At 52.6% G+C, this 20,436-nt stretch carries 30 protein-coding genes and 1 riboswitch; of the genes, 22 read left to right on the top strand and 8 right to left on the bottom strand.

Annotated elements, in window-relative coordinates; all coding sequences use genetic code 11:
• The first annotated feature begins 48 nt into the window (after positions 1-48).
• Positions 49-243 carry a hypothetical protein gene (locus tag NSQ24_RS14380; protein WP_003390520.1) on the top strand — a complete coding sequence of 65 codons (195 nt, stop codon included), beginning with the start codon at positions 49-51 and terminating at the stop codon, positions 241-243.
• A gap of 133 nt (positions 244-376) precedes the next feature.
• On the opposite strand, the gene NSQ24_RS14375 is transcribed toward NSQ24_RS14380, so the two are convergent.
• From NSQ24_RS14375 to NSQ24_RS14365, 3 genes are all read right to left on the bottom strand, one after another.
• The gene (locus tag NSQ24_RS14375; RefSeq protein ID WP_003390519.1) at positions 377-1,210 is read right to left on the bottom strand and encodes an alpha/beta hydrolase; all 834 of its coding nucleotides are present in this window, start codon (positions 1,208-1,210) and stop codon (positions 377-379) included.
• A gap of 77 nt (positions 1,211-1,287) precedes the next feature.
• Positions 1,288-1,536 carry a hypothetical protein gene (locus NSQ24_RS14370; RefSeq protein WP_035979385.1) on the bottom strand — a complete coding sequence of 83 codons (249 nt, stop codon included), beginning with the start codon at positions 1,534-1,536 and terminating at the stop codon, positions 1,288-1,290.
• Between the two features lie 322 nt (positions 1,537-1,858).
• Positions 1,859-2,074: a hypothetical protein gene (locus NSQ24_RS14365; RefSeq protein ID WP_003390517.1), complete on the bottom strand. Its 216-nt coding sequence runs from the start codon at positions 2,072-2,074 to the stop codon at positions 1,859-1,861.
• 119 nt (positions 2,075-2,193) lie between these two features.
• Between NSQ24_RS14365 and NSQ24_RS14360 the strand changes: the two genes are divergently transcribed.
• On the top strand, positions 2,194-2,589 hold the full coding sequence (locus NSQ24_RS14360) for an MmcQ/YjbR family DNA-binding protein (RefSeq protein ID WP_339166072.1): 396 nt from the start codon (positions 2,194-2,196) through the stop codon (positions 2,587-2,589).
• Between the two features lie 15 nt (positions 2,590-2,604).
• Here the strand turns inward: NSQ24_RS14360 and NSQ24_RS14355 are convergent, their stop codons facing one another.
• Positions 2,605-3,351, bottom strand: coding sequence for a TIGR02206 family membrane protein (locus tag NSQ24_RS14355; protein ID WP_327956626.1), 747 nt, complete (start codon positions 3,349-3,351; stop codon positions 2,605-2,607).
• A 239-nt stretch (positions 3,352-3,590) separates the two neighbouring features.
• Here NSQ24_RS14355 and NSQ24_RS14350 point away from each other — a divergent pair, with 239 nt between their 5' ends.
• The 8 genes from NSQ24_RS14350 (at position 3,591) to NSQ24_RS14315 (ending at position 7,587) form a co-directional block, all read left to right on the top strand.
• Positions 3,591-3,833 carry a hypothetical protein gene (locus NSQ24_RS14350; RefSeq protein WP_339166070.1) on the top strand — a complete coding sequence of 81 codons (243 nt, stop codon included), beginning with the start codon at positions 3,591-3,593 and terminating at the stop codon, positions 3,831-3,833.
• Between the two features lie 102 nt (positions 3,834-3,935).
• A complete protein-coding gene (locus NSQ24_RS14345) occupies positions 3,936-4,280 on the top strand; it encodes a DUF952 domain-containing protein (RefSeq protein ID WP_031933058.1) in 345 nt (114 codons plus the stop codon).
• Positions 4,281-4,468: 188 nt separating this feature from the next.
• Positions 4,469-4,690 carry a small acid-soluble spore protein Tlp gene (tlp, locus tag NSQ24_RS14340; protein WP_003390511.1) on the top strand — a complete coding sequence of 74 codons (222 nt, stop codon included), beginning with the start codon at positions 4,469-4,471 and terminating at the stop codon, positions 4,688-4,690.
• A 113-nt stretch (positions 4,691-4,803) separates the two neighbouring features.
• Complete coding sequence (gene mnmA / locus NSQ24_RS14335) at positions 4,804-5,916, top strand: tRNA 2-thiouridine(34) synthase MnmA (RefSeq protein ID WP_003390510.1); 1,113 nt, start codon at positions 4,804-4,806, stop codon at positions 5,914-5,916.
• A gap of 22 nt (positions 5,917-5,938) precedes the next feature.
• Entirely contained in the window at positions 5,939-6,265 is a 327-nt protein-coding gene (locus NSQ24_RS14330; protein ID WP_003390509.1) for a hypothetical protein, read from the top strand.
• Positions 6,266-6,292: 27 nt separating this feature from the next.
• On the top strand, positions 6,293-6,805 hold the full coding sequence (locus tag NSQ24_RS14325) for an ACT domain-containing protein (RefSeq protein ID WP_339166067.1): 513 nt from the start codon (positions 6,293-6,295) through the stop codon (positions 6,803-6,805).
• A 168-nt stretch (positions 6,806-6,973) separates the two neighbouring features.
• The gene (locus tag NSQ24_RS14320) at positions 6,974-7,228 is read left to right on the top strand and encodes a hypothetical protein (protein WP_003390507.1); all 255 of its coding nucleotides are present in this window, start codon (positions 6,974-6,976) and stop codon (positions 7,226-7,228) included.
• On the top strand, positions 7,225-7,587 hold the full coding sequence (locus NSQ24_RS14315) for a DUF2085 domain-containing protein (protein WP_003390505.1): 363 nt from the start codon (positions 7,225-7,227) through the stop codon (positions 7,585-7,587). Before NSQ24_RS14320 ends, NSQ24_RS14315 begins: the two co-directional genes overlap by 4 nt.
• Before the next feature lie 14 nt (positions 7,588-7,601).
• Here the strand turns inward: NSQ24_RS14315 and NSQ24_RS14310 are convergent, their stop codons facing one another.
• Positions 7,602-8,051 carry a helix-turn-helix domain-containing protein gene (locus tag NSQ24_RS14310; RefSeq protein WP_339166066.1) on the bottom strand — a complete coding sequence of 150 codons (450 nt, stop codon included), beginning with the start codon at positions 8,049-8,051 and terminating at the stop codon, positions 7,602-7,604.
• Between the two features lie 143 nt (positions 8,052-8,194).
• On the opposite strand from NSQ24_RS14310, the gene NSQ24_RS14305 reads away from it, so the two are divergent.
• The 3 genes from NSQ24_RS14305 to NSQ24_RS14295 all read left to right on the top strand — a co-directional run bounded on the left by NSQ24_RS14305 (position 8,195) and on the right by NSQ24_RS14295 (position 10,183).
• Positions 8,195-8,509 (top strand): thioredoxin family protein, encoded by a 315-nt coding sequence (locus tag NSQ24_RS14305; protein ID WP_031933060.1) that lies wholly within the window; start codon positions 8,195-8,197, stop codon positions 8,507-8,509.
• A gap of 66 nt (positions 8,510-8,575) precedes the next feature.
• On the top strand, positions 8,576-9,859 hold the full coding sequence (locus NSQ24_RS14300) for a glycoside hydrolase family 18 protein (protein ID WP_031933061.1): 1,284 nt from the start codon (positions 8,576-8,578) through the stop codon (positions 9,857-9,859).
• A 93-nt stretch (positions 9,860-9,952) separates the two neighbouring features.
• Complete coding sequence (locus NSQ24_RS14295; RefSeq protein ID WP_003390501.1) at positions 9,953-10,183, top strand: hypothetical protein; 231 nt, start codon at positions 9,953-9,955, stop codon at positions 10,181-10,183.
• A gap of 24 nt (positions 10,184-10,207) precedes the next feature.
• Here NSQ24_RS14295 and NSQ24_RS14290 read toward each other — a convergent pair whose 3' ends face one another.
• A complete protein-coding gene (locus NSQ24_RS14290; protein ID WP_003390500.1) occupies positions 10,208-10,594 on the bottom strand; it encodes a DUF2203 domain-containing protein in 387 nt (128 codons plus the stop codon).
• Positions 10,595-10,646: 52 nt separating this feature from the next.
• Here NSQ24_RS14290 and NSQ24_RS14285 point away from each other — a divergent pair, with 52 nt between their 5' ends.
• The 9 genes from NSQ24_RS14285 (at position 10,647) to NSQ24_RS14245 (ending at position 18,233) form a co-directional block, all read left to right on the top strand.
• Positions 10,647-11,888: a serine-tRNA(Ala) deacylase AlaX gene (locus tag NSQ24_RS14285; RefSeq protein ID WP_024983634.1), complete on the top strand. Its 1,242-nt coding sequence runs from the start codon at positions 10,647-10,649 to the stop codon at positions 11,886-11,888.
• Between the two features lie 79 nt (positions 11,889-11,967).
• Positions 11,968-12,354: a kinase-associated lipoprotein B gene (locus tag NSQ24_RS14280; protein ID WP_003390497.1), complete on the top strand. Its 387-nt coding sequence runs from the start codon at positions 11,968-11,970 to the stop codon at positions 12,352-12,354.
• A gap of 35 nt (positions 12,355-12,389) precedes the next feature.
• Positions 12,390-12,500, top strand: a riboswitch (TPP riboswitch).
• Positions 12,501-12,725: 225 nt separating this feature from the next.
• Positions 12,726-12,929, top strand: coding sequence for a sulfur carrier protein ThiS (thiS, locus tag NSQ24_RS14275; RefSeq protein WP_003390495.1), 204 nt, complete (start codon positions 12,726-12,728; stop codon positions 12,927-12,929).
• A 5-nt stretch (positions 12,930-12,934) separates the two neighbouring features.
• On the top strand, positions 12,935-13,705 hold the full coding sequence (locus NSQ24_RS14270; protein WP_024983633.1) for a thiazole synthase: 771 nt from the start codon (positions 12,935-12,937) through the stop codon (positions 13,703-13,705).
• Positions 13,706-14,974: an acetylornithine deacetylase gene (locus tag NSQ24_RS14265; RefSeq protein WP_171506365.1), complete on the top strand. Its 1,269-nt coding sequence runs from the start codon at positions 13,706-13,708 to the stop codon at positions 14,972-14,974. It abuts the gene before it with no gap.
• Positions 14,975-14,980: 6 nt separating this feature from the next.
• The gene (gene tenA / locus NSQ24_RS14260) at positions 14,981-15,661 is read left to right on the top strand and encodes a thiaminase II (RefSeq protein WP_003390492.1); all 681 of its coding nucleotides are present in this window, start codon (positions 14,981-14,983) and stop codon (positions 15,659-15,661) included.
• On the top strand, positions 15,646-16,422 hold the full coding sequence (locus tag NSQ24_RS14255; protein ID WP_327927387.1) for an ABC transporter ATP-binding protein: 777 nt from the start codon (positions 15,646-15,648) through the stop codon (positions 16,420-16,422). The genes tenA and NSQ24_RS14255 overlap by 16 nt, the downstream gene beginning before the upstream one ends.
• A gap of 8 nt (positions 16,423-16,430) precedes the next feature.
• A complete protein-coding gene (locus tag NSQ24_RS14250) occupies positions 16,431-17,192 on the top strand; it encodes an ABC transporter permease (RefSeq protein ID WP_024983630.1) in 762 nt (253 codons plus the stop codon).
• 18 nt (positions 17,193-17,210) lie between these two features.
• On the top strand, positions 17,211-18,233 hold the full coding sequence (locus NSQ24_RS14245) for an ABC transporter substrate-binding protein (protein WP_122959034.1): 1,023 nt from the start codon (positions 17,211-17,213) through the stop codon (positions 18,231-18,233).
• A gap of 301 nt (positions 18,234-18,534) precedes the next feature.
• Here NSQ24_RS14245 and NSQ24_RS14240 read toward each other — a convergent pair whose 3' ends face one another.
• A complete protein-coding gene (locus NSQ24_RS14240) occupies positions 18,535-19,680 on the bottom strand; it encodes a glycosyltransferase family 4 protein (RefSeq protein ID WP_227277708.1) in 1,146 nt (381 codons plus the stop codon).
• Between the two features lie 170 nt (positions 19,681-19,850).
• On the bottom strand, positions 19,851-20,405 hold the full coding sequence (locus tag NSQ24_RS14235) for a hypothetical protein (protein WP_003390487.1): 555 nt from the start codon (positions 20,403-20,405) through the stop codon (positions 19,851-19,853).
• Between the last annotated feature and the right edge of the window lie 31 nt (positions 20,406-20,436).

Genomic DNA, 20,436 nt, shown 5'->3' with positions numbered 1-20,436 from the left:
CGGGCGAAGCCCAGCGCTTCGGAACCTACATAGAAGAGGAGAATGGGAATGCCCAAGGATGAACGTAATGACCAACAGCCGCAAATCAATCTGTTGATCACCAAGCAAAACATGGATACTCCATATATTACCGAGCAGGAAGTTGATTCCGATGTAAATGAAGACCCGAAGAGGGAGTACATGTTGGATGAATCAGCGGAGGCGTTTATCCGGCAGCATGTGGAGTCATCTGAGGATGAGTAAAGTGGCGGGAGGGGGAAGTGCGTCTATGCACACGAACGTGCCCCTCCCCGATTTACCATCAGTCTTCTCGCAATGCATGCAGTATTTCACTTCGATCACTCCATTATCAGAATGATGGGGGAAATACAAGAAATCAACCAAGCGAGTTTTTTTGAACGAAATGCTCTACACGATCAAGCCAGTCGCCGCAAAGCGTTTGAACCAATTGCCGCTTTTCAATCTCCAGCATATGACCAACGCTGTCAAGAATCGAAAAAGTGGCATGCGGAAAATGTTCGAGCATTGACCAATGATCGCTGTAGCCGCAAATGGCATCCTGCCGTCCGAGAAGAAACAAGGTAGGAGCGGTGAAGAGACTCGTGCTGTCTATGGGATCAAGTGAGAAAAAATAGCCTTTGGTACGCCATTCGGATGTGAGAAAGTCTCGGTCTGCCAGCAGACGGCCCGGCTGCACCTCTTCCAGGAATCGAGTGAGATTCTCCCTGGTTTGGACAACCATCAGCGTTTCGAATGCTGTTCGTATATCCGGATGGAGATCATGGAGCATCTCCTCATCTTGTCGTAGAATTGTCTTGTCAGGCAGGGTGCGTTTCTGTAAGTGAAGAGCGGGTGCGAGGAGGAAAAAACCGTCCAGAAGCTCTTTTCTTTTTGCATAAATGCCTTGGGCGATATAACCGCCGTAGGACTTGCCTGCCAGGGTAAAACGCTTCTCGGGTATGAAGTCGTCCAAAAAGCCCAGAATGACATGGAGAATATCCTCTGAGGTCGTTACCCATTCTTTTACATGGCTGTGTCCGTGCGCCGGCAGATCGATATAGATGCGCTGCCAGCCTGGCCGATTGGCAAAAAGGGGCTCCATCCATGCCTGCATGGCCCGGTGGTCTGTTCCGAGAGCATGCAAGACGACAAGCGGTTTTCCTTCCCCGTAGCTAGCGTAAGAGATGGTATCCTTCCAGTTGGAGGCCACAGTTCATCACCTGATCCCATGTTTCGTTTGATTACCGGATTCCGGTATAAAAGCGGAGTTGGATAGCTGCTGTCGATTCAAAGAAGCAGGTTTTCGTATTTGAAATCATGTTTTTCCGTGCGCCGTTTTCGGTAGCGGACGAACGATTCTTCAAACAATTGAGTACCTACAAGAACAGGAAGTATATCCCCCCGCTGATCGCCAACAGGACGAGGAAAAACAACAAGCGTTCTCTTTTCTTCGATGCACATGGCGTAAAGAAAAATTCCGCAAATGTCCAAACCAATAGCAAGGCCCCCAGAAAGAGCTTCCCAATCACTTCTCATACCTCCGTTCTAAAAGCCCGTTGACAGCAATCTTTTGGACCTCTACGATTCATAGAAAAGACTGCTCCAAACTTCGCAAAATCGCAGTTTGCCCATTTCGGAAATCTGTGGAATCGTCGGACGGATAGTGCTTGTTTTGTATGCAGTACATCAAGGCTTCCTGAAAAACTGAGTGTCATACACAAGAAGGGAATTGAAAGGTGATTGAAGATTCTCCCCAAAACCTGTAGGCTAAGCTCATCTTGTTAAACGGTCAAGGCTGGGGGCAGAGGCGAGTCAAGATGATCGAAGCGCTTTTGATCGTTTTCCTTTCATGGGAGTCTCACGTAATCAGAAAGGCGATGAGGAGAAGCAGGCTGCCTGTCAAGAGAATGCCAAAGACAATATAGCCAAACCATTTAAGCGGCTTCGGCATGCTTTCCATGTCGATAGGTTTCGAAGGTGTTCCGACAATGTTTCGGTAGTGGTCGACAACGCTGTTGAAGGGCTCATTTTCCCGTTGAGGAGGATAATCGGCTGGTCGTTTTTCATTCTTCAAATGAAAACACCTCCTTGTGGTTCATTTTACCACAAAACAGGATCGGACATGGTAGCCCCTCGTTGGCGGTTGTCGAATGAACCAAAAAAAGCGTACTCGTGAAAGGAGAAGAAGATGGCATGGACAAGCATAAACAGGTGGAAACGCCAGCGGGACTTGCGCTTTTGGAGCGTCTACGAACGATTTGCACGCAATTTCCCGAGGTGCAGGAAAAAGTAGACTCCTTTGGACATACAACCTTCCGTGTGGGGGACAAGCCTTTTGTCATGATCGCTGAGCGCGGGCTAGAGACTACTTTTTCGCTCAAGACAACTCCTCACACACAGGAGCTGCTGCTGCATAAGGGCGGCTACACCAAGACACCGTATATCGGGCAGCACGGATGGGTATCGGTAAGCGGGTCTACCACTCCAGACTGGGAGGAAATAGAAGGCTTGATCCAAGAAGGCTACCTGCGGACCGCGCCGAAGCGTCTGGCGAACCTTTACCAAGAACAGCAGGGACAATGCAGATGACACAAAAAAAAGGGACTACACAGAAACCCCTGACTGCGACGGCTTCCGGTCCCTTTTGCTCTGAGCATAAAACGGCAGGTAAAGCAGAAAAAAGAGCAAGGCAGCCACACCTTCAAGCGAAAGGATATACCAGGGATAGGGACCGAGGTAATCCAGGAGGCTCGGATTGGCAGGCTTTTGCGAGACGAACATGTAATTGCCTCCGGTCACGCTGTTAGCAAGCAGTACGATGGGCAAAAGGAGATTCAAAACACCGAGAGCCTTCCAATAAGAGCGAATGGTGGGACGATAATCCGCCACCCACGTCATGTACAGGCAAGCAAGTATGATGGCTGCGTGAGCCAGAAAAAAGTGAAAAAAACGAAAATGTGGAAACGGGTAGAACAGCTCAGGCGTCAGCATCGCCTGAAGGGCTCCTCCGAGACCGAGGAAATAGGTGAACTCATAAATCCGGTAGCTCCGGAACATCAGCATCGCGATGGAAAACAACAAGGAAATGCTGCAGAGCTGCAAAGGCAGCGTATAAGCGGCAGACCAACTCCCTGTATAGACGTGCCACAGCTGAAAGGTTACTTCGGTGAAGAGCAGCAGCCCTGCCAGAGAATACCGGACCCGTTTTTCTGTATCAGATGTCCGCAATCGATCGCGAAGCAAATAGAGAGCAAGTACGGAAAGCACGAATAGAGCAAGTGCAACAAGGTGGGAGACCGAAAACAGCATAAAGGGCTCGCCTTGAATCGTATAGGACAAGAGATCGGACATGATGGATTTTCCCCCAAGCGAATCTGTTAGATAGGCTGCTTGCATGCTTTCGAGCAAATCAGCGAATATAAGTATTGTAGAAAGTTTTTCCTCTGTTTCCAATAGTAGATCATACGAAGCACTCAAATGGGAAGTGTGAAAAGTAGTAAAACAAACAGGTGCCTTGGCAAGCAGAAAAAAGATTGGCAGAATAGATACGAGAAAAACAGGAACGCCAAATGCATACACTGGGAGGCTCAATGAAAACCGCTCTGTATCATATCGCGTATAAAATCGGGATGCATCCGACCGAGATGGCCAAGCTGGTGCGGGAAGGAGAAATAACGGGAGAAGTTCCCGGAAACAACCCGCAGGCAAGGGATGCATGGGTTGATTTACATTCATTGCGAAATTATATTCAATGGCGACATGACCAAAAAAAGCTCGATGAGATGGCCTATTTAAAGGCAATTCGTCATATTGACAAGGCGCTTCGGGGCTGAAAGCCAACGGGGTGCCTTCTGGTGCTTGCGTATACAGAAGGTTCCCAGAGAGAAACGTCGAGATAACTGACCATAGTGCAAACAGAAAAGGGGAATGTGTAAGTGGATATCATCTATTGTCTAGTGCCTAAGTCCTATTGGGAAACATGGGAGGGAAGGGAGACATACCTCCCACGGGATTATGAGCAGGAAGGCTTCATCCATGCGACCAAGGGAGAGGAGCTCCTGGGCAAAGTCGCCAATCGCGTCTACAAGGATTTTACGGATGAGCTGTACGTATTGGTCATACAGGAGCAAAAGATTGCCTCGCCGGTCAAGTATGAACAAGCGAAGGATGGCCTGTTGTATCCGCATATATACGGTCCTCTGAACAAGGACGCGATCCTGGAAATTCGCGAGATGAAAAGGACAGACGGGAACTGGGGAGTAGCGGGGGTGGTTGGATAAGTGTTTCGGCAGATGCTGCGGTGAAGCCGTTGATGACTGTTTCGGAATCCGGCATGGACGCTGGACCGAGGCCCGCTGAATAGTCAGGAGACTGCATGGAAAGGGACACATGTATCTGTACATAAAGTGTCCCGTCCGGGCGCAAAATGGTAAGGACATGGAATCATACCTGCAAAGGAGTGTGCCGCATGGCCAAACCAGACAACCGCTCGGATAATGTTGAAAAGCTGCAAGAAATGATTCAAAACAGCATGGAGAACATGCGCGAGACACGCGATTATCTCAACGCGCACGGCGATGAGATTTCCGCGGAGGAAAAAGCGAACCTGCAGCAAAAAAACGAACGCAGGGAAGAGAGCATTGAAGACTTCCGCTCCGAAATAAAAGACGAGGCTTCGCAAATGGAATAAAAAACTTGCGCCTGCCGGACACTTCGGCAGGCGTTTTCGCGCAAGAATACATGAATTGTTTTGTGAAACATGATAATCTGTAGAGGAACAAATTCACAGTGAGGAGAACGACCATGAAAAGACCAGAAGATACACGTGTCGTCGTCGGCATGTCTGGAGGGGTCGATTCTTCCGTGACAGCATACCTGTTAAAGCAACAGGGGTATGATGTGATCGGCATCTTCATGAAAAACTGGGACGATACCGATGAATTCGGCCACTGCACAGCGGAAGAAGACTTTCAGGACGTGCGACGCGTTTGCGACCAGATCGGAATTCCGTACTATACGGTCAATTTCGAAAAAGAGTATATGGAAAAAGTCTTCCAGTATTTTCTCGATGAATACCGCCGCGGGCGGACACCCAATCCGGATGTCATGTGCAACAGGGAAATCAAATTCGGCGAGCTGTTGACCAAGGTTATGGACTTGGGGGCAGATTACATTGCGACCGGGCATTACGCCCAGGTCAAATTCCAGGACGGCGAATACAAGCTGATCCGCGGAAAGGACACCAATAAAGACCAGACGTACTTTCTCAATGCGCTCAATCAGAAGCAGCTTTCCAAAACGATGTTTCCGATCGGCCATATGAGCAAGCCCGAGGTTCGGGAAATCGCCGTGAAGGCTGGCCTTGCGACAGCAAAGAAAAAAGACAGCACCGGTATCTGCTTTATCGGCGAGCGCAACTTCCGGGAATTTCTGCAAAACTACCTGCCGGCAAAGCCAGGCAATATCGAATCGGTTGACGGCGATGTTGTCGGGCGCCATGACGGGTTGATGTACTATACCCTCGGACAACGGCAAGGTCTTGGGATTGGCGGCGGCCATGGCAAGACAGGAGAACCGTGGTTTGTGGTGGATAAAGATTTGGAGCGGAATGTGCTGATCGTTGCAGAAGGGGCAGACCATCCGAGAATGTTCTCGACCAGTCTTGTTTCTACGGATGTGAACTGGATCAGCGATCGGAAGCCGATCTCGACATTCACCTGTACGGCAAAATTCCGTTACAGACAGCCTGATCAGCAGGTTACGGTGCACATCCGCGATGATCATACAGTAGAAGTTGTGTTTGACAAGCCGCAAAAAGCGGTTACTCCCGGACAAGCTGTGGTCTTTTACAACGGAGAAGAATGTTTGGGTGGAGGGACAATCGACAAGGTCACTCCGCTGGACACAGGGAAATAATTGAGGGATTGGGGAATCGGACGTGGAAGCGACAAAGAAATCAAAAGTCATGATCTTGATTTTTTTGGGAGGAGCAGTTTTGCTGGCCTTGCTCGCCTATTTCGGCATGTACTCCCTGGGCAAGGAGCATGTCGCTGTCATCAATGATGTCATCGAGGCAAAAGGCGGAAAGGTGCAGCACATTACGGTCGTTCCCAAGGATGAAAGTCCTTTTACGGAGAGCGGCAAGGGGAATACCATTTACAAAATTGATTTTGAAATAGAGGGGAAGACCCAAACGGCATGGTACCGCTCCGACAATCAATCCTCTATAATAAAAGAGAAAGAAGAGTGGATTTTTCCTGAGTAATGATGAGAGTAGGACGTGATAAGGACCATGTCGAACAGAGAAGACTTGCTTGAATTAGCCCGCCTGATACGCAGACTGGAAGCAGAGACGGAGAATGCGTCTATCTCCATTTTGTCCCACGAAAACAGGGACGAGATCGCGGGGGCCCTCACAGAAGGATTGGGAGGCTCGGCTGCTGTCCAGACAAGCTCTGGGGAATACGCAAATCACCTGGCGATTATCCGAATGGGCGCCAATAAGTATACGATTGCCCAAGATTGGCGAGAGGTGTACATCAGCGAGATCAATTATTGTCCCTGCCGGATACCTCCCGGCTCCCACGGCCTGCTGGTGTACCATATCGACTACCCGGGAGTCATCTACGACGTTTCGCGGATTTTGGCCGATAATCAAATCAACATCTCGAAGCTGAACGTCTCACGGGAACAAAAGGGGAAAAATGCTCTGCTCGTTTCCATAACCGATGAAGAGATCTCCTCGGAAGTAGCAGCGGCGATCGAAACACTGCCGCAGATCGCAAAAGTGTTTTCGCTGAAATAAGTGAATGTTGGCCCTGTCGTGGTATGGCAGGGCCTTTGTTTTTCTTAAAATAGCGCCGCGGAAGTTACGACTGCCAACGACCGCCAATGACCGATAAAAGAACCGTCTGGAGATGTGGGTGGTTTTCCCTCCTTTGTGATAAAATGGGTGCAGCAAGGAGGGGTCGGGTTGTTTTTTATAGGAGTAATGGCCGCCTTAATCTGCCTGATTACGGGTGTCGGGCTGCTCGTAAATCATGTTGTCGCGTGGGGAGTCGTTTTCATCGTTGCCGGGATTGGACTGATCGTTTTTCTGCTGGTGGCCTATCCGGCCAAACGCAAAAAGTGTTCGTCCTGGGATTGCGGCTTTGTCGACTGCGGGGCGGGCTCCATACCGGATTGTGACTGTTTGCCGGACTGCGGCTGCGGAGCGGGGACGCCATGAAGGAAGGGTTGTTCGCCAGGATCAGATCCCTGTCCTTTATTCCATGCCATCGGATGCCTTCCCGGTCGCTGGTTGTCAGAGGGAAGCGGCTTCCGCTATGTGCCCGCTGCAGCGCCATATTGACTGGGTATTCAGCATTGCCGCTGTTATTGCTCCTTCCTTTGACAATTCCTTGGTTCGCAGGCGTCCTGCTGCAGGTGCCAATGCTGATCGACGGCTGTACACAGTATTGGAAGTGGCGGGAGAGCAACAATGTTCTGCGAGTGGTCACCGGATTACTCAGTGGAATGGGCCAGTCCGTATTTGTGGCAGGAGTCTCGCGCATCTTGCTGGAGTGGCTGCTGCTGAGGCTGTCCTAACTGGTGGGAAGCTTCTACTCCGACCGCAGATGACAGGCAAGCTGAATCTTTAGTTTATCTTCGGGCTGCTTGAGATCAATGGCAAGCAGCTCTTCAATTTTTCTCAGCCGCTGATACAGCGTATTGATATGGATATGGAGCTGCTTGGCCGTGAGATGGGCGGACTGCCCGCAATGGACATAGACGAGCAAGGTTTTCTCAAGATCACTATATTTTTCCTTTTTCTCCCACAATGGTTGAAAGACACTGCGGACAAAAGCTTCCTGGTCCTCCGGCGACTGGTGAATCAGCAGCTGGTTTACGCCCAAATCCCCATAGCGAACGACTCCATGGCGGTTCCGGTTCTGCAAATACCGGACCGCTTTTTTGGCTTCCCCGAAGCTAAGCGGCGGATAGATGCGGCTGAGCTGGCGAATCGTCGTCATCTCCCTCGTGGTGTACACAGGAACATTTCTGTTCGCCATGCTTTTTGCCGAAATCATTTTCCGGATTCAAGGGAAGTTTTGAGCGGTTCGGTCCCCTGGACTCCATTCTCCGCACTTGACATCGCTCTCGCCCAAATTCTAGGATGGTACTACCACCGAATGAAGAAAACGGGGAAGAGCATATGCAAGAGCTGGCAGTAAACGACATCGCGGATTTGGAAGACCCCGGCATGGGCAATCCGGCAGTGGTTTTCATCTACACCCCTTTTTGCGGAACGTGCAAGCTGGGGGAGAAAATGCTTGAAATTGTCGAGCAGACGATTCCCGGATTGCTGATCTATCGCTTTAACATAAATACCGGGCCCCAGTTTGCGCAAAAGTGGGAGATTGCCAGTGTCCCGGGGCTCCTCATTTTTCGCCACGGACGTATTGTTGAGAAGCATTTCGCCTTTCAATCTGTCGATTTTTTATATCGGACCCTGAAAAGGTTCTTCTAGACATACACCTATTTCCTTCACGTTGAATACATGAAAGAGAGAGACAAAACGTGAAGGAGGAGAAGCATGCAGATCCATGTAGTAGAGCGGGGACAAACCTTGAATGCGATCGCGGAGAGGTATGATTCGACTGCGCAAGCCATTGCCAGTGCCAATCAAATACCCGAGCCGGATCGGCTGGTCGTCGGACAGGCGCTGGTCATCCCCATTGTGGGCAGTTACTACTGGGTACGGCCGGGGGATACACTGTATACGATCGGGCAGCGTTTTGGAATCAGTGCAGCCCAACTGGCGCGTATAAACCGGATTTCCCTGTACCGCCCGATACAAGTGGGGCTCCGCTTGTACATCCCTCCGCGGCCTCGGCGAGCGGCCGATTTTAACGCCTATGCAGAGCCGAGAAGAACGGTGACTCCGGCCCTGGAGGCAGATATACGGACAGCTGCCCCCCATTTGACGTATCTGGCGCCCTTCAGCTTCAGGATAAATCGGGACGGCACTTTGACACCGCCCCCTCTGGGTGATTTGCGTCAGATCGCCCAGGAAAATGAGGTCGTCCTCATGATGGTGATTACCAACCTGGAGAGAGGTCAGTTCAGCTCCGAGCTGGGAAGCCTGGTGTTAAACGATATGAACGTCCAAAATCGCCTGTTGGACAACATTATCACAACTGCCACTGACCTCGGGTTTGGCGATATCCATTTTGACATGGAGGCGTTGCCCGCAACCGACAGAGAGGCATATGCGCGTTTTCTCCGCCGTGCCCGTGAGCGGGCAAGAAGAAACGGCCTGATGATGTCAGTCGCGGTAGCGCCCAAGACAAGCGCCGAACAGCAAGGCAAATGGTATGCGGCTCACGACTACCGGGCGATCGGGGAAATTGCTGACTTCGTGGTTATCATGACGTATGAATGGGGATACAGCGGCGGTCCTCCGATGGCTGTATCGCCGATCGGCCCAGTCCGGCGAGTGCTCGAATACGCGATCACAGAGATGCCTGCCAGCAAAATTATGATGGGGCAAAATCTTTACGGGTACGACTGGACATTGCCTTATGAGCCCGGAACGACTGCTCGTGCCCTGAGTCCGCAAGCTGCTGTCGCGCTCGCCCAGCGGGAGCAGGTGCCGATCCAATACGACAGCAGAGCGCAGGCGCCGTTTTTTGAGTACACAGATGACCAAGGAAGGCGTCATCGCGTCTGGTTTGAAGATGCCCGTTCGATTCAGGCCAAGTTCAACCTGGTCAAGGAGCTCGGTCTGCGAGGCGTCAGCTATTGGAGACTGGGACTGCCTTTCCCGCAAAACTGGCTGCTGATCGAGGAGAACTTCCGCGTCAGAAAGCGTCGATAACCATAGGAAAGCGTACAGTCCGGTAAGCCTGTACGCTTTTTTTCTGCTCGCCAAACATGGTATGATGAAGCAAAAAGAACGAGGAGGGAGATCATGGGAGAGTGCAGACTGGATCATAGTACAGAAGACGTCCGCAACAAGCTGGCCGAGCAAACGCCTTTTTTGCCGCCGGCACTGGCCGCGCAGCTGAACGGGCTTTTGACGGAGACGCTTTCTCAGGAAACCTTGAACGAGCTGTTTCACCTTTTAAAGAAATACGATTTGGCGACGCCCGAAGAGCGTATTCAACGTGAGGAAAAAATGGCAAAGCTGGTAAGGGAATAGCAAAAAAAGGGAATCGCAAGCAGCCTATTCGATTGGTTTGCGACCGGCAAACCCTTCTGTGATGCCGTGATAATACGCAATGCTTGGCTCTCCCTGCTTCCAGCAGAGGAGAACTTCTTTTCCGTCGATGACAGCGGGGAAATCGAACAGCCCGATGTCGATGTCCTTTACCTCTATGCCTTTCTCCATGAGCTGGTTGATATGCATCTGCGCCTCCAGCTCCATAAACTCCAGGCGGCATTCCAGCGTAAAGACTTCTTGCTCATCGGGAGGCTGCCGCTTTTTGGCCTGCTGCAGTTCTTGGTAGGTTTGATAAAAGAGGCGCTTCGTTTCTTGCAAAAAGGAGAGCTCTTCGCGTACATATGGCAGCAGTTGATTCGCCTGTTCGACCGTGAACAATTTTTTAGCCAAGTGTAACACCTCCAGGACCCATTATACAGGGAACCAGTCAGGGAGGAAATGGATGGATCGGCTGTTTATTGCAGGTGATTGGAAAGGGGTACCTATGAACGACAGGTTGTACTATCAAGATGTTGATTTGCAGACGTTTGAGGCAGATGTCATCAAGCGCGGCGTGGAAGCGGACGGAACAGCATACGTAGTGTTGAACCAAACGGCGTTTTATCCGACAGGCGGAGGACAGCCTTGTGATACGGGAACCATTGAAGGGGTTGCCGTCACGGATGTAGAGGAAGTCGATGGGGAGATCAGGCATCGCCTCGATGCGCCGCTTCCGGAAAAGACGCAGCGGGTAACGGGCAGGATCGATTGGGATAGGCGTTTTGACCATATGCAGCAGCATACGGGACAGCATATTCTCTCCGCGACGTTCATCAAGCTCGCAGATGCTCAGACAGTAGCCTTCCACCTCGGACGCGATCACGTGACGATTGATGTTGCACTGAGCGAGCTTACGCCGGAGCTGATTGAAAAAGCGGAGCGTCAGGCAAACCAGGTGGTACTGGAAAATCGTCCGATCGACGCTCGTTTTGTCACGGCCGAAGAGCTGGAAAAGCTGCCGCTCACCAAGCAGCCTACTGTATCCGAGAATATCCGGGTCGTCATCATCCCGGATTACGACTACAATCCGTGCGGAGGGACACATCCGAAAACTACGGGAGAAGTCGGTCCGATCAAAATCATCGGTTGGGAACGCCACCGAGGCAACATACGTATTCAATTTCTCTGCGGCTGGCGGGCACTCGCGGACTACACGCGCAAGCAGCACTTGCTGCAGGACCTCACCCGGATGATGACGACGAGCGAAGCGGAAATCGCCGATATGCTGCAGCGTCTGCTGGCTGAAAAAGAGGCCTTGAAGGATTCGCTTCAGCAAAAAGAAACAGAGCTATTGACATATGAAGCAGCCAGGTATTTGAAAGAAGCAGCCGAGCTGGGGAATGCCCGTGTCGTCCAGGCCTCTTTCACGGGCAGAAGCATGCAGGAATTGCAGCAGCTTGCCCGTACGCTCACCTCGCAGGATGAGCATGTCATCGCGCTTTTGGCGACAACAACGGACAAGCTGCAGCTCGTTTTTGCCCGGGGCGGACAGGTGGCGGCTCCGATGAACCAGCTGCTGAAGGAGACGCTGCCGTTGATCGATGGAAAGGGCGGCGGCAACCCGGCGATGGCCCAGGGCGGAGGGGCTCCGACGATGGCTGCTGACACCGTGCTGGATCATGCGCGCGGTTTGCTTCAGGTGTAAAACATGACCCGTGGCAGTCGCAGTCAGTCTGTCCAATCAGGCTGCGACCGCCCTTATGGAAACGAAGGAGGAGAGTCAGATGAATGCATGGAATCCGGGAGATCTGGTCCGGGTCGGATACAAGACGGGAGAATATCTGACAGAGGTTGTAGAAAATCACGGCGATAAATTGCTGGTCAAAATTATGGCCGTTACGAAATACCCGACGCAGGGCGATTTGCACAATCCGCTTGAGGTGGACGTTCCCTTGTTTCACCAAAGACCGGCTCTCTCCTACCTGGAAAAAATCATGGTTCCGGCTGCGAGCGTGATCCGATTCAACGGCACTTTGCCCGACTACAAGGAATCGCTCAAAGCCGCTTTGGAGAGGGAAATGGAAAAGCTGCGCAAAACGTCAAAATGGGCGGAGCGCTGCCTGGTCGAACTGGAGATTCTGTACAAGGAAAGCTTTACAAACCCGAAATAGAGTGATACTGTAATAATCGAATTGAATAACCACGCGCAATACCAAACGGGGGTCGAGCAAAATCGGCTGAGATTGTAACGAATGCGTTACTGACCGTTGAACCTGACCTGGGTCATGCCAGCGGAGGAAGAGGTATCAGCTCATCAGCGTGAACGCCGATGCTGTTTCCAAATGGTTTGGAACGACATTTAGGCATATGCAGATAAGCACAACCACAACCATCCGAGGCGGATGGTTTTTTTACTGTCTGCCCCTGATGCACCGTATTCAAACGGCTTCTTCCGTCTGTTCTCTCCATGACACAGGCGAAATGAAGCCGTTTTTTTTCTGGGACCGGCCAGAACATGCTGCGCCGAAGAAGGAGGGGGAACATGCTGGTACAGTTGAATGGCAAGAATGTAGAGCTCGCTGCCGAAATCACGACTGTCCGTGAACTGCTGCAGTCCTACCAGCTGCAGGAGAAGATCGTGATCGTGGAGCGTAACGGAGAGATTGTGGATCGCACCCGTTATGAAGAGACACCGGTCGCAGATGGGGACCGGATTGAAATTGTACATTTTGTCGGTGGAGGATGAATAAGATGGACACTTTGAAAATCGGACCGTATGAATTTCGTTCGCGGCTGCTTCTGGGGACGGGAAAATTCCCTGATCTGGACATACAAGACAAAGCGGTGGCAGCATCAGAGGCAGAAATTCTGACTTTTGCCATTCGCCGCCTAAATCTGGAAAACCCGCATGAACCGAATTTTCTGGAGAAATTGGATCTGAAAAAGTTTACGCTGCTTCCGAATACGGCGGGTGCCTATACGGCTGAGGAGGCTGTGCGAATTGCCCGCCTGGCGAAAGCATCCGGCTTGTGCGACATGATCAAGGTGGAAGTCATCGGCGATCCGAAAACGCTGCTGCCAGATCCGATCGGTACGCTGGAAGCCTCCCGCATTTTGGTAGAGGAAGGCTTTATCGTGCTTACCTATACGAATGACGACCCGATTTTGGCCAAACATCTGCAGGAGGCCGGCGTTCACGCTGTCATGCCGGGAGCTTCTCCGATCGGATCGGGCCAGGGCATCATCAACGAAAACAATCTGCGGTTCATCATCGAAGACGCCAAAGTACCGGTCATTGTTGACGCCGGCATCGGTTCTCCCGCTGACTGTGCTAAGGCGATGGAGCTGGGAGCGGACGGTGTCCTGCTCAATACAGCGGTCGCGCTGGCGGACAATCCGGTGTTGATGGCGGAGGCGATGAAGCTGGGCGTGGAAGCGGGAAGGAAAGGCTTCCTTGCCGGACGGATCGCGAAAAAACGGTATGCATCGGCGAGCAGTCCGACTGAAGGGATGATCGAGTAGGTGGAGCACGTACTAGCAGCGATTGAGGAGCGTAGAGAGGAGCTGTTTTCGCTTCTCTCCGAGCTGATCGCCCAGCCGACGGTAAGCCCTCCCGCCCGAAACAGCGACAAGGCGCAGACGCTGGTGGCAGAGAAGCTGCAAGCGCTCGGCTTCGAGGTCGACCGCTGGACCGTTTTTCCAGGCGATGACAACGTCGTGGGGGTAAAGAAGGGAACGGACTTTAGAAACTACAAAAGCTTGATCATCAACGGCCATATCGACGTAGCTGAGGTCGGAGACGACAGCGCCTGGACGTATCCGCCTTTTGCCTTGACCAAAGGCGGGGACGGCAGATGGTACGGGCGCGGCGTCGCCGATATGAAAGGGGCGCTCGCTGCCAGCCTGTTTGCGATCCAGATGCTGCATGAGCACGGCATAGAGCTGAAGGGCGATCTCGCCTTTCAGTCCGTGATCGGTGAAGAAGCTGGGGAAGCCGGCACGCTTGCTGCGATTGAGCGCGGCTACTCGGCCGATTACGCGCTTGTCGTAGACACAAGCGATCTGCAGATGCAAGGCCAGGGCGGAGTGATCACTGGCTGGATTACGATTGAAAGCCCGGTTACGCTCCATGACGGGATGCGCAGCAGGATCATTCACGCAGGCGGTAAAGTCCACGGGGCATCTGCGATTGAGAAAATGATGAAGGTGATTGCCTCGCTGCAGGATTTGGAACGGCACTGGGCCGTGATGAAATCATACCCCGGTTTTCCGCCAGGGATGAGCACGATCAATCCTGCGGTCATCGAAGGCGGACGCCATGCGGCTTTTCTCGCGGATCGCTGCGCCCTCTGGATTACCGTTCACTTTTATCCGGACGAGACGCATGAGGATATCATACGGGAAGTAGAGGACCATGTCCGCAGAGCCGCCGCCGCTGATCCGTGGCTGCGGGATCATCCGCCCGTTTTTCGCTGGGGAGGCCGCTCCATGATCGAGGAGCGGGGAGAGATCTTTCCGTCATTGGAGCTGGACAAGGAGCATCCGGCCCTGCTCAAGCTGCAGGCTGCATTTGAAAAGCAAACGGGACGCCCGGCGGTGGTAAACATGTCTCCTTCGGTCACGGATGCAGGATGGTTTGCCCACGCCGGCATACCAGCCGTCATCTTTGGCCCGGGTGAGCTGAGTCATGCTCATGCTGTGAATGAATCCGTTGATCCGAAGCAGTTGGTTGTCTTTGCACAAACAGTTGCCCGGTTCCTCGTGGACTGGTGCAACACGAAAAGGGAGTGAGTGGACTTGTCGACATTTACGCATCGTTTGCGGGAAAAGGTTGCTCCGATCTGGGAGCGGACCCATCGTCACCCGTTTGTCACAGGCTTGGGAGATGGAAGTCTGCCTGTGGAGTCCTTCCGTTTTTACATGAAGCAGGACTACGTCTATTTGATCGAATACGCCAAAATGTTTGCCATCGCCAGTACAAAAGCCCATGATCTGGCGACGAGCGCGCGGTTTGCTTCGCTGCAGGAAGCGACGCTCAATTTCGAAATGGCCTTGCATCGTCAGTATGCCGAACGCTTTGGCATCACGCGCGAGGAGCTGGAGCAGACCAAACCGTCGTTTGTGATGCTTGCCTACACGAGCTATATGCTGAAGGTAGCTCATCAGGGCTCGCTAGCCGAGCTGGTCAGCGCGGTACTGCCGTGCGCCTGGAGCTACTGGGAAATCGGCAAGCGGCTCGCCGAGGTAGAGGGAGCGCTTGAGCATGAATGGTACGGGGAGTGGGTGCGTACGTACAGCTCCGACGAGTTTGGACAGCTGGCGCAGTGGCTGATCGACCTGATGGATGAGCTCGCTGAAGGAAAATCAGAGAAAGAGCTGGCGATTCTGGAGGAGCATTTCCTGAACACGTCCCGCATGGAGTATTTGTTCTGGGAAATGGCTTACACGGAGGAAATGTGGCCGTGCGAGAAAAACTAGCCTTTTCGGGCGTCGGCTTTTCGTATGGGGAAAAACCGATACTGGACGGATTCGATCTGCAGCTAAGCAAGGGCGAGCTGGTCAGTCTGATCGGGCCGAGCGGGATTGGGAAAAGCACCTTGTTTCAATTGGCGGCGGGACTGCTGCAGCCAGACACAGGGACGATCCGTCTGGATGGAAAATCAACGGCAGAACGTCTCGGGCGTGTAGGCTACATGCCGCAGCGAGATTTGCTGATGCCGTGGCGGACTGTAGCTGAAAATGCCGGTTTGCCGCTCGAAATACAAGGTTTTTCCAAAAGTGAAATACGCGAGCGTATTGCGGAAGAGCTTCCCCGCTTTGGCCTGGCCGAATGGAAGGACGCCTATCCAGATGAGCTCTCTGGCGGGATGCGTCAGCGCGTTTCTTTCCTGAGAGCCCTGATGACCGGAGCGGACCTGCTGCTCCTGGACGAGCCGTTTAGCGCACTGGATGGGATTACGCGGATGGAAATGCAGGAATGGCTGCTCTCGATGTGGCAGCAGACCGGGAGCACGATGCTCCTTATTACCCATGATATCGATGAGGCGATTTTGCTGGCGGACCGGGTAGTCGTTCTCCTGGGCAGTCCGATCCGGCAGCCGGTAGAGCTGCAGGTTTCTGTTCCCCGTCCGCGAACGTTGGCCAGTCGCAATGATCCGGCATTTCACGCTCTGCGGGGAGAAATCTGGGAGCTGCTGCGAGGCCATGGTGCCGCGAATGGGGAGGTGAGCGAAGCGTGAAGGAGTCTTTGAAAAAGGGGCTATGGTTTTTCGTCTCCGTCATCTCGCTTCTCATCGCCTGGGAGGCTGCTTGCCGACTGCTTGCCGTTCCAGCCTTCATTTTGCCGCCGCCGAGCACGGTTCTCCTCTCGCTGTGGGATTTGCGGGAACAACTGCTAGGACAGCATCTGTGGGCGACGCTCAGGGAAGTCGGACTGGGACTTTTCATCTCCATCCTGTTCGGGGTCTCGCTTGCACTGGTCATGACGCTCAGCAAAACAGTCGAGCGTCTGGTGTATCCCTACATTGTCATTTCGCAAACGATACCCATCATCGCGCTGTCACCCGTTTTCATTTTGTGGTTTGGCTATGATTTGACGGGAAAAATCGCGGTGACGATCCTGTTTACCTTCTTTCCTATCGTCGTTAGCACGTACGATGGTCTGAAGGCCTGCGACCGGGAAATGATGAATTTGCTGCGTACGATGGGAGCGAACAAATGGCAGTTGTTCAGCAAGCTTCAGCTCCCGGCCAGTCTGCCCCATTTCTTTAGCGGCTTAAAGGTGGCGGCTACCTACAGCGTGTCGGGTGCCACCATCGGTGAATGGCTTGGGGCGAGCGAAGGTCTCGGCTATTTCGGCCGGCGGGCATCGGGCAACTTCCAGGCGCCAGCCTTGTTTGCTTCCGTTCTTTTGTTATCCATACTTGGTATGCTGCTCTTCTGGCTGGCAGGAAGGCTGGAGCTGTGGGCTTCCCCTCAGACGCGAAACAGAAAAGATAAAAAACGATAGGATAGGTAGGAGAGAATCATGAACAAATGGACGAAAACGCTTTTGACGCTTTCTCTGGCTGCGAGTCTGGCAGCGTGTGGCGCACAGAGCGAAAATCAGGAGAAGCCAGATGCTGCTAAATCGGCTGCGGGCACTGAGCCGACAGAGTTGACCATTGCGCTCGACTGGTACCCCAACGCTGTACACTCGTTTCTCTACGCTGCAGAAGAACAAGGCTATTTCAAGGAAGAAAATCTGAAGGTCAATCTGCAAATGCCTTCCGATACCAATGATCCACTGCGGATGGCTGCTGCCGGGAAGGTCGATATGGCAATCAGCTATCAGCCCCAGGTTGTGCAAGCCCGCTCGGAAGACATAAAGGTCGTCTCCATTGCTGCGCTGGTCCGTCACCCGCTGAACGTGATCATGACGCGAAAAGACAGCGGTCTGGATTCACCGGAAAAGCTTGTCGGGAAAAATATCGGCTATCCTTCCGTTCCGCTGGACGAGTCGATCGTCCGTACAGTGGTGAAGCAAGCGGGGGCAGATGACTCCGGCCTGTCCTTTACCGACATCGGATTTGACATCATACCCGCATTGACCGCGAAAAAGGTGGATGCTGTAGTCGGCGGCTACATCAATCACGAGCAAGTCCTCTTGGAAAAGCACGGCGTTCCCGTTAACGTAATCAAGCCGAGTGACTTTGGAGTGCCTGATTATTATGAGCTGGTCGTGGCTGCCAGCGATGAAACGGCAGCCAAGAAGAAGGATGCGCTGGCGGCATTCCTCCGTGCAGCCGCCAAAGGCCAGGCGTACGTAAAGGAAAACAAGGAGAAGGCGTTGAAATCTCTGTTGGCCAAGCAAGCACAGGAGTTCCCGTTGGAGGAGGATGTGGAAACGAAAAGTCTGGACATCCTGCTGCCTTTGATGGATGCAGGCAGTGAACCGTTTGGCACACAGACGGCTGAATCATGGCAGACACTGATCGATTGGATGAAACAGGAAAAACTGATCACAAAAGATGTCAAACCGGAAGAAGTCATGATCAATCTGAATAAATAATGACAAATGCCAAAACTCTCCTCAAAACTCTCCTCGGGAGAGTTTTGTTTTTATACAAGGGGTTTTATAATAGAAAGGGAATTCAGGCTAAGGAGACGACTTATGAGCAATCGTGAAGATCGGAATAATAAGCTGGTCATCTGGGTCTTTGTTGGCAGTGTTCTCGTTTGTACGCTGTCGGTAGCGATTTATATGTATCTGGTTGTAACCAAATAATAGCGGATCGCTCCCTTCCCCCGCTGTTGAAAAAAAAGCCACTGAACGCATCATGCGCAGTGGCTTTTTGCTTTCCGCTCTTATGCTACCGGCGGACGAGACGGTAATGCTTCTTTAGCTTCTGCACGGTTTGGTGCCAGCTAAAAGAGGTCGAGACTCTCCGTCGCGCGTTGAGAACGATCCGCTTACGCAATTCCGGGTCGCTGTACAGGAGATCAATCGCGGTTGCAAATGCCTCGGGACTTTGGAAGCGATCCACCAAAAGACCGCTATGCCCGTCCCTGATTACTTCCCGAATTCCCCCGCGGTTGGACGCTACTACGGGTATACCGGAGGCCATCGCTTCCGAGTTGACCGTGGCGAAGCCCTCCCGGAACAGCGTAGGGCAGACAAAAACATCGCCAAGCTGAAACATTTCATGGATGCGCGAGGGTGGAATGTAACCGGTAAAACGGATCGGAACCCCAAGGAGCTCTGACAATTGCCGAACCTGGCGCATATAGGGCGTTTGGCTGCTGACTCCCGGCCAGGAAGCCCCTACAGCGACGAGCTTGACGTGAGGAATCCGTTCTTTCAGGAGGGAAACGGCACGGACAAGCGTATGCAATCCTTTTCCACGGACAATGCGGCCGACAAAGAGGATGTTGTAGGTATCGGCAAGTTCCCAGCGGCTGCGCAGCTCCATTTTGGCAGAGGCCGACCATGGGCGAAATTTGGAGGTGTCCACCCCCAGTATGGCTGTTCGAAATTTGCGGGCATGGCGAGGATAACGGTGCTGCATGGTCCTTGTGACAAAGGAGACAACCGAAGTCACACCGTTTACTTGGCGAAGAATCCGGTCCGCTTGGCTGCGGGAGAGGCTGGACATGAATGTGAGTGAATGAAGCGACAGGATGATTGCAGTTCGTGGAAACTGGCGGCGGACATGTGAAACGAAACGAGGACGATTTTCGATTTGGATAATGTCAAACGATTGGCCGGCTACCTTTTTCAAGGCAGAATGTATATAGCGCCGCCTGTCCCCGTGGGGAATGCGAATAATGGTAAGCCGACCGTTCTGGTAGCGGCTGACAGAGGGCAGCCTCGGATGGGCACGGCTGATCATGACCACCTGATCGGTACGTGCCATCCGCTTGAAAATGTTGTACGTGCAGGTTTCAACAGAGCCGCCTTTGATTGGCGGTACAGGCAGCTGCTCTGGCAAGATCACCAATATGCGCAAGCCCTGCATACCTCCCCGATTCGGATATATCAATAACAGCCGTATATCCTATTCGGAGCACACGGAACAACTCACGGACATATCACCCGTTTTTGAAGGGGAGACAGCCTATTTGGCAAGAGGAGGTCTGGTGGTGCCCTATCCCCAAGTCCATAATTACAGCAACAATGGGCGGAAATTCATCTGCCGGATGATCTGCGGACACTTCTGATTTTATCCGCTACATCGCGGATCGATAACTGATTCAGTTCCGGAAACCCTTGCCCGCGCAAACTGACGGTCTTGCCATCGTAAAGCGGATAGACTCCCTGCCACAGCCCCACAATGCTGTACATGTCAGTCCGGTTCACTTTTTTCAGAAACAAAAGGTACTGTCCCTCTCCAAGCGGACCAGGGTATTGAAGGTTTGCGGGATCAGAGGCATCAGGGAGAGGCTCGACGCCGGTACTGAGGAGCTTCACCCGACGAGATGCGGAACCGTGGAGCGTGCGTTCAATCTGGACGTCTTGCACATAATTCACCAATTGACCAGCGGAAATGCGCTTCGCTGTCGGGTACTTTTGGTGGCGGGCATCTGTCAGTCCAACCACGATCAGATCACAGTGCAGGATCAATTCCTTCCAGTCTTTCATCCGGGTTTGATCTACCTGCAAGTCGGCAATTTCCGGGGTTGCCGACACAGGCATGGCAATGAAGATGAAGACCAGCAGGAGCAGGGTTCCTTTTTTCCACATAGAAGAAACCTCCTAAATTATGTAAAAACCC

The sequence above is a fragment of the Brevibacillus sp. FSL L8-0520 genome (assembly GCF_037963895.1).
Taxonomy (GTDB): Bacteria; Bacillota; Bacilli; order Brevibacillales; family Brevibacillaceae; genus Brevibacillus; species Brevibacillus borstelensis.
This window is presented reverse-complemented; position numbering and strand designations above follow the sequence as displayed.